This window comes from Pseudomonas sp. MPR-R2A5, assembly GCF_058793055.1.
Genome location: NZ_JBXAFK010000003.1, coordinates 208,706 through 223,997, shown reverse-complemented (window position 1 = coordinate 223,997; position 15,292 = coordinate 208,706). Strand labels below are relative to the sequence as shown.

18 protein-coding genes are annotated in these 15,292 nt (G+C 61.8%); 4 read left to right on the top strand and 14 right to left on the bottom strand.

Annotated elements, in window-relative coordinates; translation table 11 throughout:
• Positions 1 to 71: 71 nt before the first annotated feature.
• Complete coding sequence (locus AC1Q6I_RS03765; protein WP_024076749.1) at positions 72 to 395, bottom strand: SEL1-like repeat protein; 324 nt, start codon at positions 393 to 395, stop codon at positions 72 to 74.
• A gap of 458 nt (positions 396 to 853) precedes the next feature.
• On the opposite strand from AC1Q6I_RS03765, the gene AC1Q6I_RS03760 reads away from it, so the two are divergent.
• From AC1Q6I_RS03760 to AC1Q6I_RS03745, 4 genes are all read left to right on the top strand, one after another.
• Positions 854 to 1,159: a hypothetical protein gene (locus AC1Q6I_RS03760; RefSeq protein WP_069077446.1), complete on the top strand. Its 306-nt coding sequence runs from the start codon at positions 854 to 856 to the stop codon at positions 1,157 to 1,159.
• 443 nt (positions 1,160 to 1,602) lie between these two features.
• Positions 1,603 to 1,824: a hypothetical protein gene (locus AC1Q6I_RS03755; protein WP_024076751.1), complete on the top strand. Its 222-nt coding sequence runs from the start codon at positions 1,603 to 1,605 to the stop codon at positions 1,822 to 1,824.
• A 279-nt stretch (positions 1,825 to 2,103) separates the two neighbouring features.
• Positions 2,104 to 2,586, top strand: coding sequence for a hypothetical protein (locus AC1Q6I_RS03750; protein WP_024076752.1), 483 nt, complete (start codon positions 2,104 to 2,106; stop codon positions 2,584 to 2,586).
• Between the two features lie 146 nt (positions 2,587 to 2,732).
• On the top strand, positions 2,733 to 4,019 hold the full coding sequence (locus tag AC1Q6I_RS03745; RefSeq protein ID WP_024076753.1) for an OmpP1/FadL family transporter: 1,287 nt from the start codon (positions 2,733 to 2,735) through the stop codon (positions 4,017 to 4,019).
• Between the two features lie 64 nt (positions 4,020 to 4,083).
• On the opposite strand, the gene AC1Q6I_RS03740 is transcribed toward AC1Q6I_RS03745, so the two are convergent.
• From AC1Q6I_RS03740 to cobO, 13 genes are all read right to left on the bottom strand, one after another.
• Entirely contained in the window at positions 4,084 to 4,632 is a 549-nt protein-coding gene (locus tag AC1Q6I_RS03740; protein WP_024076754.1) for a glutathione peroxidase, read from the bottom strand.
• 150 nt (positions 4,633 to 4,782) lie between these two features.
• The gene (locus tag AC1Q6I_RS03735) at positions 4,783 to 5,982 is read right to left on the bottom strand and encodes an MFS transporter (RefSeq protein WP_162163611.1); all 1,200 of its coding nucleotides are present in this window, start codon (positions 5,980 to 5,982) and stop codon (positions 4,783 to 4,785) included.
• A 63-nt stretch (positions 5,983 to 6,045) separates the two neighbouring features.
• Positions 6,046 to 6,450, bottom strand: coding sequence for a MarR family winged helix-turn-helix transcriptional regulator (locus tag AC1Q6I_RS03730; protein ID WP_024076757.1), 405 nt, complete (start codon positions 6,448 to 6,450; stop codon positions 6,046 to 6,048).
• A 42-nt stretch (positions 6,451 to 6,492) separates the two neighbouring features.
• Positions 6,493 to 7,221 (bottom strand): adenosylcobinamide-GDP ribazoletransferase, encoded by a 729-nt coding sequence (locus AC1Q6I_RS03725; RefSeq protein WP_024076758.1) that lies wholly within the window; start codon positions 7,219 to 7,221, stop codon positions 6,493 to 6,495.
• Between the two features lie 2 nt (positions 7,222 to 7,223).
• Positions 7,224 to 7,799, bottom strand: a complete 576-nt coding sequence (gene cobC, locus AC1Q6I_RS03720; RefSeq protein ID WP_102624211.1) for an alpha-ribazole phosphatase family protein — start codon at positions 7,797 to 7,799, stop codon at positions 7,224 to 7,226.
• Complete coding sequence (gene cobT / locus AC1Q6I_RS03715) at positions 7,796 to 8,851, bottom strand: nicotinate-nucleotide--dimethylbenzimidazole phosphoribosyltransferase (RefSeq protein WP_024076760.1); 1,056 nt, start codon at positions 8,849 to 8,851, stop codon at positions 7,796 to 7,798. Before cobT ends, cobC begins: the two co-directional genes overlap by 4 nt.
• The gene (gene cobU, locus AC1Q6I_RS03710) at positions 8,848 to 9,369 is read right to left on the bottom strand and encodes a bifunctional adenosylcobinamide kinase/adenosylcobinamide-phosphate guanylyltransferase (RefSeq protein ID WP_102624210.1); all 522 of its coding nucleotides are present in this window, start codon (positions 9,367 to 9,369) and stop codon (positions 8,848 to 8,850) included. Before cobU ends, cobT begins: the two co-directional genes overlap by 4 nt.
• A complete protein-coding gene (locus AC1Q6I_RS03705; RefSeq protein ID WP_102624209.1) occupies positions 9,357 to 10,823 on the bottom strand; it encodes a cobyric acid synthase in 1,467 nt (488 codons plus the stop codon). The genes cobU and AC1Q6I_RS03705 overlap by 13 nt, the downstream gene beginning before the upstream one ends.
• Positions 10,820 to 11,809 (bottom strand): threonine-phosphate decarboxylase CobD, encoded by a 990-nt coding sequence (cobD, locus tag AC1Q6I_RS03700; protein WP_102624208.1) that lies wholly within the window; start codon positions 11,807 to 11,809, stop codon positions 10,820 to 10,822. Before cobD ends, AC1Q6I_RS03705 begins: the two co-directional genes overlap by 4 nt.
• A complete protein-coding gene (gene cbiB / locus AC1Q6I_RS03695; protein ID WP_102624207.1) occupies positions 11,802 to 12,710 on the bottom strand; it encodes an adenosylcobinamide-phosphate synthase CbiB in 909 nt (302 codons plus the stop codon). Before cbiB ends, cobD begins: the two co-directional genes overlap by 8 nt.
• A complete protein-coding gene (bluB, locus tag AC1Q6I_RS03690) occupies positions 12,707 to 13,357 on the bottom strand; it encodes a 5,6-dimethylbenzimidazole synthase (protein WP_024076765.1) in 651 nt (216 codons plus the stop codon). Before bluB ends, cbiB begins: the two co-directional genes overlap by 4 nt.
• Complete coding sequence (locus AC1Q6I_RS03685) at positions 13,350 to 14,672, bottom strand: cobyrinic acid a,c-diamide synthase CobB (RefSeq protein ID WP_024076766.1); 1,323 nt, start codon at positions 14,670 to 14,672, stop codon at positions 13,350 to 13,352. Before AC1Q6I_RS03685 ends, bluB begins: the two co-directional genes overlap by 8 nt.
• Positions 14,669 to 15,280, bottom strand: a complete 612-nt coding sequence (gene cobO / locus AC1Q6I_RS03680) for a cob(I)yrinic acid a,c-diamide adenosyltransferase (protein ID WP_010208674.1) — start codon at positions 15,278 to 15,280, stop codon at positions 14,669 to 14,671. Before cobO ends, AC1Q6I_RS03685 begins: the two co-directional genes overlap by 4 nt.
• Positions 15,281 to 15,292 lie beyond the last annotated feature (12 nt).

The following is a 15,292-nucleotide window of genomic DNA, read 5'->3' as shown; positions in this document are numbered from 1 at the left end:
TCAAAAGCCATAGCCATTCCTGTCATTACCGAAAAGAGGAAGGTTAACCAAGCGCAGGGCCGGAAGACAGCTCAGTCTTTGAGCTGACCCAATTCGCGTTGGGCGCGCCGGTCCCCGGCACGCGCAGCCAGGCGCAAGAGGTCATGGCCGATACGGCGGTCACGGGCGCTGCCGCATTCGCGACACATCAGTTGGCCCAGACGGCTTTGCGCAACCACCACGCCATCTCGCGCAGGTTGTTTCAGCAGACGCCCGGCAAAATGCTTGACGTTAGTGCTGTGCCCCAGGCGTGGGCTATCGAGCAGCCACAAGGCGACCTTCAAGGAAAAACGCTTGGGTGCGGTAACAGTCGGGGGCGTGCTGGTAACAGAAGGTGATACTGAGCGAAACTTCATAAAGCACTGTGGGACAAACCGGAGGGCGCGCCACTCTACTCTTTTTTTCGTACACGTAAAGCTGAAAAAACTCTGCACGCCCGTGCTAGAGCAAGCGCTCGGGACAATCCACAGAAGCTGTGGATAACTCAGTGGACAACCCATCTTTAACTCGCGCAAAGGCCCATGGAACGGGGGCCGCAGTCAAACTGACGATTTTTTCACCAATAAAAAAAAGCGATATTTTTCATTGACTTAAATTTTCATCCCAGGCAAATGGCGGCGCAGCAAGACACTTGACAGCCAGGTTACACATCACGCAACCAATGTGTACAAGTACACATCCATTGGTTATATCGCCTGTTTTTTTGATTCGATCTCGCCCAGAACTGTTACCGCTGCGACAACCCAAGGGACTTTTCAAAATCATCCGCGGTCGCCACACTCCCCACACCTAAAGCGCAGCCGTGTACGAACCGATGAAAGGAATTCTGTTGTTCGCCTTACTGTTACTGACCATTTGCGCGACGTCGCTTGGGATCAACGCAGCGCTGCCCTCCCCGGATGGCGCACTGTTTGCCATCGCGATCCTGTTGTCGGCGGCGTTTACGGCAGTGAGTCTGTGCATCGAATTGGGTGAAGGCCGGATCAACGATATGCGCGATGTGATGAAGGTGGTGGAAACCGGCAAGTCCCTGCGCCTGACGCTGGCCACCTATGGCCTGGGATGCTCGCTGGCCGCCGCGGTTACCGTGCTGGTATATCGCGGGCTGCTGGGCGGCTGATTAAAGTTTTTTCGCTAGCACACTTCCTTTCCCTGTTTCAATCCGTTACTATCCGCGGCGTTAGTACCAAGCTGAAAGTCAATTCTGGTCGAACAACTCCCCTGTACAACACGGGATCGACCACCTCGATGGTTTCCAGGTATTCCTTGCGACGACACGGCCTTTGAACAAGCAAAGGGTGTCGCGAAGACTCAATACTCTGACCGAACCAGCCTGCAAATTGATCAGGATCTTCACCCTGGGCCCAGAACCTTTGCCCCTGTTGTGTTGCCTGCCCTCCTAAGTACCTACCTGCCAGCCCAAGCGCGCCTAACTTATTAGCGCTTCAAACTGGCTGCTTTGTTCCAGTCGGGTTCTTCGTTCGATCAATGGTGATCAACGTCACTGGAACGTTTTAACGTTGCACGGTTCTTAACCGTGTCATTTGTAGGAACACCAATAATATGTCCACTATCCATACTCAGGATGCCATTCGCACCCTTACCAACGCTTTTGCTCCAATGAACTGCCTGATCATGGCCGCTCGCAAAGGCTGCTTCAGCTTCACCCTGGTCAACGAACACGGTATCGCTCGTCACAGCGAACGCCTGTACCCCGATCAATACTCCAGCGCAGAGCCGCTGCAGGCCGTGATCGAGCGTACCCGTCAGGCACTGGTTGCCTGATCGACCCGAGTCGCTGAAATACAAAAACCCTGTCTAAAACACAGGGTTTTTTATTGCCCGGAATTCGAACCCGACGCTCGCGGATTAAGCTCAAATAGATATAACCGTTATAACTGATTAGAGAAGATGTTTTAAAAACAGTCTTTTACATCACGAATATGACACTACACTTCAACTCAAGCGGCATGATCCGCTTACGACGAGCCTGGGATCCGATTCACTGCTGCCAAGCCCCCCCTTCCCAGGCATCGTCGACCACTTTCACGGATTGAGGCTTGTATGGGTATCGCCGCCAGTGAATTGTGTCGTTATGTGATCAGGCCGACGTTATTTTATCTTGGCCACCCTCACCCGAGCGCTGAATCCCTCCTGCTGGGGATTGCCGCCAGCCAGTCGGAATTGGGTTCCGCCCTGCATGATCGACGCGGCCATGGCCTGTACAGCATCACCGAAACCCGCCACCGCGCGCTCTGGGACGACTACCTGGCGCTGGACCCCGAACGCGCCAGCCTCGTACGCGGGCTGGCCAGTCAACATGCGTTCCTCAGTGCGCCCCAGTTGGAATTAACGGTTAACCTGCGTTACGCCACCGCCATCGCCTGGCTGCTGGTGGAACAACATCGCCCAGCCTTACCACCGCCCGGCGATGTGCTGGGAATGGCACGTATCTGGAAAGAAATATTTCACCCTCAAGGAAGGCTGCGCGATTTCGCCCAAGCCTGGCAAACCTGTGTTTCACCCATGAATCACGTGGCCTGCTGACCGGGCAATTTGCAAGATTCGGCAAAAAACCGGAATTTTGGTCGGATTGTCCTACAAAACGGCTCTATCTCCTGCATTACAGCCTATAGCGCGATGTTAATTTTATTGATACTTTCCGCAGCGGTGATCACCACGGAGTTCTAATAATGAAAAAAGTAATGCTCAAGACCACACTTAGCCTCGCCGTTGCCATGGCCTCTTCCCACGTCTTCGCAAGTGGCTTTGCCCTTAACGAACAAGACGTCGCAGGAATGGGGACAGGTTTCGCAGGACGTTCCTCCTCTGCCGAAAACGCAAGCACTGTCTTTGGTAACCCTGCCGGTATGGCCCGCCTTGAAGGCCAGCAAATTACCGGTGGTGTTGCAGCGATCGATGCTTCGACCGATATCAAAAATACCGGCGGCCGCTCCAGCGGGTCCAACAAAGGCGACATGGTGCCTTTTACTGCCGTGCCATTCGGTTTCTACACCAACAAACTTAACGATCAATGGGCTATCGGCTTCGGGGTGTATGCACCGTTCGGGCTGAAGACCGACTACGAAAGCGGTTTCCAAGGTCGTGGCTTTGGCAACAAGAGCGAAGTGTCGGTTATCACCTTCCAACCGACCGTCAGCTACGCCTTCAACGACAAAGTTTCCATCGGTTTTGGTCCGACCATCAACCGCATCGACGGCACCCTGGAATCGCAGCCAAGCCTGGCCGGCCTGGGCTTCCCGGGCGACAACAGAGTCAAAGTCAAAGGCGACGATACCGCCCTGGGCTTTAACGCCGGTATCCTGGTGCAAGCCACTGATACCACGCGCGTTGGCCTGACCTATCACTCGAAAGTGAAGTACAAGCTCGAAGGCCACACCGAAGTCACCAAGGCTGCCACAGTGCCATCGGTCGTACTGGCCAACAACCGTTACGATGCGTCGTTGAAAGTGGATACCCCGGAATCCTGGGACTTGTCGGTCACTCAAGACCTCAATGACGCCTGGAAGCTGTATGCGGGTACGACCTGGACTCGTTGGAGTCGCTTGAAAGACATCACCATCAACAACGAAGGTGTGACAGCGGCCAGCGGTGGCATAGCTGCACCTACGCTCGTCAGAACGATCACTGAACCGCAGAACTGGCACGACACCTGGGCCTACGCCGTGGGCACCTCGTACCAGGTCACCAAGCAGGTGGTACTGCGTACCGGCCTGACCTTCGACCAATCGCCAACCAACAACACCGACCGTTCACCACGCATCCCAACCGGCGACCGGACTATCTTCAGTGTTGGCCTGGGTTACGCGGTGATGGATAACATGACTGTTGACCTGGCTTACTCCTACCTCAAGGAAGAGCCGGTCAAAGTGAATAAATCCAACCAGCTGGGCTCCTACAGCGCCAAGTACGAAAACAGCGCCAACGGTTTCGGCCTGGGTGTGACGTACAAGTTCTGATCCAACGCTCATTAAAAAGCCCCGCTCTCCTGTAAAGGAGGCGGGGCTTTTTAATGGGCAATGCTCAGGGTTTCGACGCCAGCGCCTCTTCCACTGCCTTGATCAACTCCGGACTGTCCGGCTTGGTCAGGCTGGAAAAGCTGGCAATCACCTTGCCCTGGCGATCCACCACATACTTGTAGAAATTCCACTTCGGCGCGTTGGTCTGTTGCGCCAGCACCTTGAACAGGTGCACCGCATCCGGCCCCTTGACCTTCTGCGGCTCGGTCATGGTGAAGGTCACGCCGTAATTCACGTAGCAGACCTTGGCGGTCTCTTCGCCGGTCTTGGCTTCCTGCTTGAAGTCATCGGACGGCACGCCAATCACTTCCAGCCCTTGGCCCTTGTAGCGTTGGTACAACGCTTCGAGGCCTTTGAACTGCGGGGCGAACCCGCAGAAGCTGGCGGTGTTGACGATCACCAGGGGCTTGCCGGCAAAGCGCTGGCACAGGTCGATGGATTCCTTGGCGCGCAGCTTGGGCAACTGGCCTTCCAGCAGCGGCGGACAACTGGCGGCCAGGGCGGCACTGCCAATGGCCATCAGGACGGGTACAGCGAGCCAACGCATCTGCATGTCGTGTGTCCTTAAAAATATTCAGACCACGAACTTAACAGATCGCCATACCCAGTTGCATCAACGCCAGCCCGCCATGCTGCCAGCCCCACCAGGCCAGCAGCACCAGGATCAACCCCGCGACGAGGATCAGACCACGTAACGCTACACTCATGCCGCCTCCATCTGCGCCTGCAAGCGCGCCACCGGCCGCTCGCGTACCGGCCAGTTCAGGGCGGCGGCGAGCAGGCTCAACAGAATCGCCACCTGCCAGATCAAATCGTAGTTGCCGGTTCGATCATAGACCACCCCGCCCAGCCAGCCACCGAGGAACGAACCGAGCTGGTGGAACAGGAACACGATCCCGCCGAGCATGGAGAGATTTCGCACACCGAACAACGTCGCCACCGTGCCATTGGTCAGCGGTACGGTCGACAGCCACAAAAAGCCCATGGCCATGCCGAACAGGTAGGCCGTGATTTCCGTCACCGGCGCCCACAGGAACAGCATGATCACCACCGCGCGTAACAGGTACAGCCCCGTCAACAAGCGCGGCTTGGACATGCGCCCACCGAGCCAACCGGCGGTGTAGGTGCCAAAGATATTAAACAGGCCGATCAACGCCAGTACCGTCGTACCGACCGTGGCGGGCAGGTGCTGGTCCACCAGGTACGCCGGCAGATGCACACCAATAAACACCACCTGGAAACCACAGACGAAAAAACCGAACGCGAGCAGCCAGAATCCGGAATGGGAACAGGCTTCCTTCAACGCTTCCCGCAAGGTTTGCTGGCCCGCCAGGGTCGGCAGTGGACGGTCCTTGAGCATGGCCACCAGCGGCAGGATCAACGCGACCATCAAGCCCAACGCCAGCAAGGCTACTGACCAGCCCAGCCAACTGATCAAGCCCAGGGTACCCGGCACCATGGCGAACTGGCCGAAAGACCCCGCGGCGCTGGCAATGCCCATGGCCATGCTGCGTTTCTCCGGCGGAACGGCGCGGCCCACCACCCCAAGAATCACCGAGAACGATGTGCCGGACAGACCAATACCGATCAATAACCCCGCACTCAGCGACAGCGACCATGCCGAATCGGACATGCCCATCAACACCAGCCCCGCGGCGTACAGCACCCCGCCGATGAACACAGCCTTGGTCGCGCCAAAGCGGTCGGCCAGGGCCCCGGTAAAGGGTTGCGCCAGGCCCCAGATCAGGTTCTGCAAGGCGATGGCAAAGGCAAAGGTCTCACGACCCCAGCCGAATTCGGCGCTCATCGGCGCCAGGAAAAGCCCGAAGCCATGCCGCACGCCCAAGGACAACGCCAGGATCAGCGCACTCCCCACAAGAATCCAGCCACTGGTGCGCCACATCGAGGTCATTTCTTATTCTCCGCTCGCGGGTATATACCCGCTTATAGTCGAACAAACCCGCGTTCAGGCGAGTTCATCCAGCAAGGCCAACAGGGTTTCGCGTTTTTCCGCGCCCAATTGATCGATCAGTTTTTGCTGTGCCGCTTCCCAGGCCGGCAAGGCGGCGGCCAATCGTGCTTCACCCGCTTCGGTCAACAACACCAGGCGGTTGCGCTGGTCATCCCCTTCGATCAACCGTACCAGGCCCTCGCCCTCCAGTACCCGCAGGTTACGCCCCAACGTGCTGCGATCCAGGCCCATGGCTTCGGCCAGGCTGGAAATACTCGGTTGATCCAGGCGCTGCAAGTTACACAGCAAAGAATACTGGGCAACGTTGATCCCGAAGCCGTCGAGAGCGCCGTCGTAATGCCTGCTGACGCCACGGGCGGCGCGTCGCAGGTTGGTGCATAAACATTGGGAGGCAAGCATGGAGCGTGTATATACCCGCGATTAACGAAATGCAAGAAAGTGTTACAGCGCCAGGCCAACCAAGACGACCACTTCCAGCAGCTCCAACAGGGCACCTGCGGTGTCGCCGGTGGTTCCGCCCAGGCGCTTGACCATCAGGTGGCGCAAGCCCACGAAGCAGAGCGCCGCCAGCAGCACGGCGATCCCGCCGTTGAAGCCGCCGATCAGGATGCAGGCCAGGCCACTGAGGATCAGCACCTGTTGGCCGACCACCCTGGGCAGATGATCCGACAGCGCCTGGCCCAAGCCACCGGCGCGCACATAGCGCGTGGTCAGGAACAGCGCCAGCATCGACGCCCGCCCGATCAGCGGTGCGAGGATCAGCGCCGCGCCATTGTGCTGCTCGATCAGCGCCACCAGTGCAGCGAATTTAAGCAGCAACACCAAGCCCAGCGTGACCACGGCAATCGGCCCGCTGCGGGGGTCCTTCATGATCGTCAACGTGCGCTCGCGATCGCCGAAACCACCGAGCCAGGCGTCCGCGCTGTCCGCCAGGCCATCCAAGTGCAAACCACCACTGAGCAGCACCCAGGCGGTCAGCAACAGCGCGGCATGCAGCAACAACGGGGCCCCGGCCAATGCCACATTCAGGGCCCATAGCAGCAACCCGAACAACAAGCCAACCACCGGGTAAAACAGCAACGATCGCCCCAATTCCTGCGGCTGCGGCATACCCGGCAGGCGAACCGGCAAGCTGCTGAGGAACTGCAGGGCGATCCAGAACGGCAGCATCTTCAGGTACCTTCCTTCAACGCGCCGTCGGCGCCGACCTGCAGGCTGAACAGGCCACCGTGCGCGACCTCGACGTTCAACAGTTGCTCACGTGGCAGGCCACGCGCGCGCGCCAACAATAAACGCATCACACCGCCATGACTGATCAACAGCACGCGCTGGCCGGCATACGCCTGATGCAAGCGTGAGATGGCGCCCAGGACCCGCGCAGAAAAGTCACTGACGGGCTCGCCATCAGGCGGCGTAAAGCGGTAAGGGTCGGCCCAAAACAATCCCAGCCCTTCGGCATCGGTCTTCATCAGCGCCGCCGCGCTCTGCCCTTCCCAGGCGCCGAAATGCAGTTCCTGCAGACCTTTTTCCAGGCTCACCGGCAGGTTAAGCGTCGTACCCAATTGCTGGGCAAAACGCGCACAGCGTTGCAGCGGCGAACTGATCACGCGGTCCCACGGCCCCTGCCCCAGCACCGCGGCGTGCATCTGCGCCCACCCCTTATCGGTGAGCGCATCATCGAGGCTACCGCGCAGGCCGCCACCCAATTCGGTTTCGCCGTGGCGCAGCAGGTCCAGGTGCAAGGTCATGCCGGGCGGTCTGCCACAGCGGCTTCGGCGAATGTCGCCATCTGCCCGTGCAACGCACAGGCCAGGCGCAGTAACGGCACCGCCAGCGCCGCACCGCTGCCCTCGCCCAGGCGCAGGCCGAGGTCCAGCAACGGCTGCGCCTCGAGGCGTTGCAACACATGGCGATGGCCGGGCTCGGCGCCACGATGGCCAAACACCAGCCACTCGCGGCAGGCTGGGTTCATGCGTGTGGCGACCAGCGCGGCGACGCTGCAGATAAACCCGTCTACCAGCACCACGATGCCGGCCTGGGCACACGCCAGGTAGGCCCCGACCAGCGCCGCGATCTCAAAACCACCGAGGTTGAACAGGGTGTGCAATGCATCATCGCGCTGCCCGGCATGCCGGGCCAGGGCGCGCTCGATGACCGCCACTTTGTGGCTCACGCCTTGGGCATTCAAGCCCGTCCCCGGACCGGTCAGGTCACTCACCGGGCAATCGAGCAAGGCGCAGGCCAACGCACTGGCGGCGGTGGTGTTGCCGATGCCCATCTCGCCGCCGATAAACAGCTGGGTGCCGTGCTCCACGGCGCGCTGGACGCTATCCCGCCCGGCTTGCAACGCCAGGCGCCCCTGCGCTTCAGTCATCGCCGGGGCGTTGACGAAGTTGGCCGTGCCCGCACCGATATTCAAGTGACGCACGCCGGGCAGTGCCAGCGACGTCGTCACGGTACCCAGGTCGATCACTTCCAACTGCGCATCCAGCTGCCGCGCCAACACACTGATCGCCGCGCCGCCGCTGACAAAGTTATGCAGCATCTGGCCGGTAACGGCCTGGGGATAGGCCGACACGCCCTCCGCCACCACGCCGTGGTCGCCGGCAAAGATGGCGATCCACAGGTGTTCGACCGACGGCTTGACTCGGCCTTGCAGGCCCGCCAACTGCACGGCCAGCGCTTCCAGCTGGCCCAGGGAACCGGCCGGCTTGGTCAATTGCTGCTGGCGTGCCAGTGCTTGTTCGTATGCTTGAGCGTCAATCGCCTTACAGGGATTAAGCCACCAGGTGTCAGTCATAACGCAGTACCTTTCAACGTCAGGGGCAGGCCGGCCACCGTCAGGACAACACGCTGACAACGCTCGGCCAAGGCTTGATGCAGCCAACCGGCTTCATCCACATAGCGGCGAGTCAATTCGCCCAGCGGCACGACACCCAAACCGGTCTCGTTGCTGACAAAAATGATTTCACCTGGCAGCGAGGCCAGGGTGTCCAGCAGTTGGTCGCGTTCCAAGACCAGGCGCTCGGGGTTGTCGAGCATCAGCAGGTTGGTCAGCCAGAGCGTGAGGCAATCGACCAGCAGGCAGCGGCCGGGCGCGGCGTTGTGGCGCAGCACCCGGGCCAGTTCGAGTGGTTCCTCGATCAGCCCCCAGGTGTCGGGGCGACGCTGGCGATGCAGGGCGACTCGGTCGTGCATTTCGCCGTCCAAGGGTTGGCTGGTGGCGATATAGAGGACAGGCAGGCCGCTGTCGCTGGCGAGTTTTTCAGCCAGGCGGCTTTTGCCGGAGCGCGCACCGCCGAGAATCAGTTGGCGCATGGCGCGACTCCACATAAACGGCGCAGTAACCCGGTATCCAGGTGATGCTCCACCAAGTCCGCCAATCGCTCGATATCGCGCTCGCGCAACGCGTGGTAATCCACGGCCTGTACCGCCTGCAAACCGGCCCAACGCAACAAGGCACTGCAGGCGGCGGGCGTCTCGAACACGCCATGCAGATAGGTGCCGAGGATTTGTCCGTCCGCGCTCTGGGCACCGTCGCAGCGGCCATCCTCCAGGCGTACCGCGGCGCGCTCCAGCGCACTGCCCGACGTCACGCCTGCGTGGATCTCATAGCCACTGACTTCGGCATCCTCCAGCAGCAGGCGCCCGCGCACATTGCGCAGTTGTTTCTCTGCTTCCAGGGTCGTACTGAACGCCAGCAACCCCAGGCCGTCACTGGAACCGGGAGGCCCTTCCAGGCCCAGTGGGTCGTGGACCTGCTCGCCGAGCATTTGCAAACCGCCGCATATCCCCAGCACCTTCCCGCCATAGCGCAAGTGCCGTGTCACGGCGGCGTCCCAGCCGTTGGCGCGCAGGTAGGCCAAGTCGCTGCGAACGCTTTTCGAGCCCGGCAGGATGATCAGGTCGGCCGGCGGAATCGCCTGGCCTGGGCGGACAAACTGCAAATCCACCTGGGGATGCAGGCGCAACGGATCGAAATCGGTGTGGTTGCTGATGCGCGGCAGCACCGGCACCACCACCCTGAGCACCTGCGCCGCCTTGTCGATCTGGCGCTGGTCGATGCCGTCCTCGGCCTCCAGGTGCAGGTCCATCACATAGGGCAAGACGCCCACGACCGGTTTGCCGGTGCGTGCTTCCAGCCAGTCCAGTCCTGGTTGCAGCAACGCGATATCGCCGCGAAAACGGTTGATGATAAAACCCTGGACCCTGGCCTGTTCGCTGGGCGACAGCAATTCGAGGGTGCCGACCAGGTGGGCGAACACTCCACCCCGATTAATGTCGGCGATCAGCAGCACCGGGCAATCCACCGCCTCGGCAAAGCCCATGTTGGCGATGTCATTGGCGCGCAGGTTGATCTCTGCCGGGGAGCCCGCGCCTTCCACCATCACCACCGGGTAGGCTGCGCTCAACCGCGCATGGGAGGCCAATACTGCCTGCATCGCGATGGCTTTGTAGTCGTGATAGGCCACCGCGTTCATGCTGGTCACCGCGCGCCCATGGATGATGACCTGGGAGCCGGTGTCGCTGTTGGGCTTGAGCAGCACCGGGTTCATGTCGGTGTGGGGCGCCAGGTTCGCCGCCTGGGCCTGCACCGCCTGGGCGCGACCGATCTCGCCGCCTTCGGCCGTCACGGCACTGTTGAGGGCCATGTTCTGCGGCTTGAACGGCACGACCGCCACGCCCTGGCGCACCAGCCAGCGGCATAGCGCGGTCACCAAGGTACTTTTGCCGGCATCGGAGGTGGTGCCCTGCACCATCAGCGTACTCATGCAACGTCCTTATAGGCGGTCAGCGCTTCATCCAGGCGCAGCCAGTCTGCTTCCGTGTCTGGCAGGCCGAAGCGCAGGCTGCTGTCGTGTACGAACAGACGCAGCAGGATGCCGCGCTGGGCCATGAATTCGTGCAGCCGTTCGGCGTGTGGGGTGATCAACCACTGGAACAGGGCGCAACCGCCCTGGGGCTGAAAACCATGCCGCTCCAACAATGCGAACAAGCGCTGGCCGGCTTCAATGCAACGCGCGCGCTGTTGAACCTGCCCGGCGGTGTCGCGCAGGCAGGCCTGGCCCAGTACTCGCGTCGGACCGCTGACGGCCCAAGGTCCGACCTGTTCGGCCAATAGCTTGAGCAACTTGCGTTCGGCCAGCACAAAACCCAGTCGAACGCCGGCCAGGCCGAAGAATTTACCGAACGAGCGCAGCACGATCAGGCCGACCTGATGGGCCTGGCCCGCCAGGCTCAACTGCGGGGTCACGTCCATAAAGGCTTCGTCCACCACCAGCCAACCGCCACGCTGGGCCAGCCGTGTATGCCAGTCGAGCAGGCGTTGCGGCGCCAGGCTCAGGCCCGTGGGGTTGTTAGGGTTGACCACCACCAGCACATCAAGGCTGTCGAGAAAGAAATCGACCTCTTGTTCCTGCACTTCGCGCACCACGTAACCCGCGCGGCGCCAGGCCTCGGCGTGCTCGGCATAACACGGCGACAGCACGCCGACCTTGCCGGCACGCCGCAGGCGCGGCAGCAGCTGGATTGCCGCCTGGGAACCCGCCACCGGCAATACGTGCGCCACCCCGTAATATTCGCTCGCGGCCTGCTCCAGACCGTCGTCGGTTTCCGGCAAGCGTGCCCAGGCCCGCAGTGGGATCTCGGGGATCGGCCACGGCCATGGCGCCAGGCCACTGGACAGGTCGAGCCAATCGGCTTCGGCAATGCCGTATTGAATCGCCGCCTTGCGCAGGCGGCCGCCGTGTTCAAGCATAGAATTGCGCCCCTGCACATAGGATCAGCAACCACAACCATACGCCGCGTTGCACCAGTTGCCAGCCACGGTCGATGGCGTCGGCATCGGCCGGTGGACCTTCTCCCAACTGAGGGCGCTGGTGCACCTCACCATGATAAATCGCCGCACCGCCCAACTCGACGCCCAAGGCGCCTGCGCCAGCGGCCATCACCGGCCCGGCATTCGGGCTGTCCCAGGTCGGCCCCTGGATGCGCCAGCATTTGAGCGCCAGTCGAGTCTTGCCCAGCAACGCGTAGGTCAAGGCCACCAGGCGCGCAGGCACATAGTTGAGTACATCGTCGATCTTCGCCGCGGCCCAGCCGAAGCGTTCGAAGCGTTCGTTGCGATAGCCCCACATCGCGTCGAGGGTGTTGCTCAGGCGGTAGAGCACCACACCCGGCACGCCGGCCACCACGAACCAGAACAGCGCAGCAAATATTGCGTCGCTGCCATTCTCCAGCACCGACTCGGTGGCGGCACGGGCGACTTCAGTACGGTCCAGTTCGCTGGTCTGGCGGCTGACCAGGTAGCTCACGCGCTTGCGGGCCTCATCCAGGTCATCGCTGCGCAGGGCCTGGGCCACCGGAATCACATGCTCGCCAAGGCTGCGCATGCCGAGGGCGCAGTACAGTGCGAGCACCTCCAACACCCAACCGATATAGGGTGCCCACGACAACGCAGTGGCCAACAGCGTCAACGGCACCACCGCAATCACCCACGCGGTCACACCGTGGCTGCGCCAGCCACGGCCACCGCTATTGAAACGTTGCTCGATGCGTCCGGCGAAATTGCCAAACGCCACCAGCGGATGCCAGCGCCTGGGTTCACCCAGCAGCGCATCCAGCGCCACCGCGGCGACACACAGCAAGGCCACACTCATTGACTTGCTCCCCACACATTCTCATACAACATGTCACTCAGCGGACGCGGTTCGGTCCAGCCTTCGAGCTGCAGCATCGGGGCCGGGTAGAAGGCGTCGACCGGCCCCAGGCACAGCACCGCCAGGGGTTTCGCGCCAGGCGGCAAACCCAGCAGGTCGGCCAGGGCCCGGGGTTCGAACAGCGAGACCCAGCCCATGCCCAAGCCCTCGACGCGCGCGGCCAGCCACAGATTCTGAATCGCGCAGGCCAGGGAGGCCATGTCCATTTCCGGCAAGGTACGTCGCCCGAAGATATGCCGCTCGCGATCGTCCATCAGCGCCGCCACCAGCACTTCGGCGCAGTCATGGATGCCTTCGACCTTGAGCTTCATGAATTCATCGGAGCGCTCGCCCAAGGCTTCGGCGGTGCGTATACGTTCTTCCTCCACCAGTTGCTGGATCTGCCCTCGTAGCTGGCGGTCGCTGATGCGGATAAAGCGCCAGGGCTGCATCAGGCCGACGCTGGGCGCCTGGTGCGCGGCCTGGAGCAGGCGATGCAGCAAGTGCGGGGCCACCGTGCCGCCGGTGAAATGGCGCATGTCGCGGCGTTCGGCGATGGCGCGGTAAACGGCGTCGCGCTCGGCCGGGGGGAAAGCGTTGTCACTCATGGGACTGGGCTGACTCAAGGTCGGGCGCAAACAGCGCAGCAACCGCACGGGGATTGGAGGGGAAGTAGAAGTGCACGTAGGAAGCGGTCATCCGCCCTTGCCGATACACCGCCTCGGCACCCCGCCCGCCGTTGGGGCTCAAGCCACGGGCGATCGGTTGCCAGTCGGTGCTGGTCAGGGAATGGTGGTAGGTGTGCCCGCGCAATACGCCTTCCGGCAACTCGACGCTTTGCAGGGCAAGGGCCGCCAGTTTCTTCTGCATCACCGCATCCCCCTGCAACAGGCCGACCAGCTCGGCACGGGTGCCGTCGACATCGGTGAGCGAGTCCAGCAGGTAGAGCATGCCGCCACACTCGGCAAGCAAGGGTTTACCGGCAGCATGATGGGCACGGATGGCATCGAGCATCGAGGTGTTTTCCGCCAGCGCCTGGTGATGCAGCTCCGGGTACCCGCCTGGCAGATAGAGGCTGTCGGCCTCGGGCACTTGGCGATCATGAATCGGTGAGAAAAAGCGCAACTCGGCCCCCATCGCCCGCAATAGATCCAGGCTGGCGCCATAGGTGAAGGCAAAGGCTTCGTCACGGGCCACGGCGATGCGCACACCGGCGAGCAGCGGTTCGGCTTCGATCACTTCAGGCGCGGCGAAGGTCACCGGCGGCGGCAAGGCAACTTCACAACTGTTGCCCAGGGCCTGGGCAGCGGCGTCCAGGCGTACGTCGAGGTCATTCAGTTCGCTGGCTTGCACCAGGCCAAGATGGCGGCTGGGCAACTCAATCCCGGTTTCACGGGACAACGCGCCGTACCAGCGCAGGCCTTCGGTGAGGCTCCCTTCGAGCAGTTGCGCATGGCGCAAGGTGCCGACACGGTTGGCCAACACACCGGCAAACGGCAAGTCCGGCTGATAACGCGCCAGGCCCAGGGCCAGGGCACCGAAGGTCTGGGCCATGGCGGTGCCGTCGATCACCGCCAGCACCGGCACACCGAAGTGCCGCGCCAGGTCGGCGCTGGACGGCGTACCGTCAAACAGGCCCATGACGCCTTCGATCAGGATCAGGTCGGCCTCCCCTGCCGCTTCCCACAGCAAGCGACGACTTTCCTGCTCGCCAACCATCCACATATCCAACTGATACACCGGCGCACCGCTGGCGCGTTCGTGGATCATCGGGTCGAGGAAGTCCGGGCCGCATTTGAACACGCGTACTTTGCGCCCCAGGTTGCGGTGCAAACGGGCCAGCGCAGCGGTGACCGTGGTTTTGCCCTGGCCGGACGCCGGTGCGGCGATCAGTACGGCCGGACAATGACGGGGCTGATTCAAAGTTCGACGCCCTTCTGTGCCTTGATACCGGCCTGGAACGCGTGCTTGAGCATGCCCATTTCGGTGACGGTGTCACCCATCTCGATCAACTCCGGCTTGGCGCCACGGCCGGTAACCACCACGTGCTGCATCGGCGGACGGGCTTGCAGGTCGCTCAGTACCTGGTCCAGGTCGAGGTAGCCATGCTTGAGGGCGATGTTCAGCTCATCCAGCACCACTAGGCCGATGCTCGGGTCTTGCAGCAGTTCGCGAGACACGGCCCAGGCGGCCTCGGCGGCGGCGATGTCGCGCTGGCGGTCCTGGGTTTCCCAGGTGAAGCCTTCGCCCATGACGTGAAAGCGCACTTGTTCGGGGAAACGCCGGAAGAACAATTCTTCGCCGGTGCTGTTACGGCCTTTGATGAACTGCACCACGCCGCACTGCATGCCGTGGCCCATGGCGCGCGCGAGCATGCCGAACGCAGAGCTGCTTTTGCCTTTGCCGTTGCCGGTCAGCACCAGCAGCAAACCGCATTCGTTCGGGGAATTGGCAATGCGCTCGTCAATCACGGCTTTTTTGCGCAGCATGCGCGCCAGGTGGCGTTCGTCGCGGTCGGGGGAATCGGTCATGGCAGCTCTCCG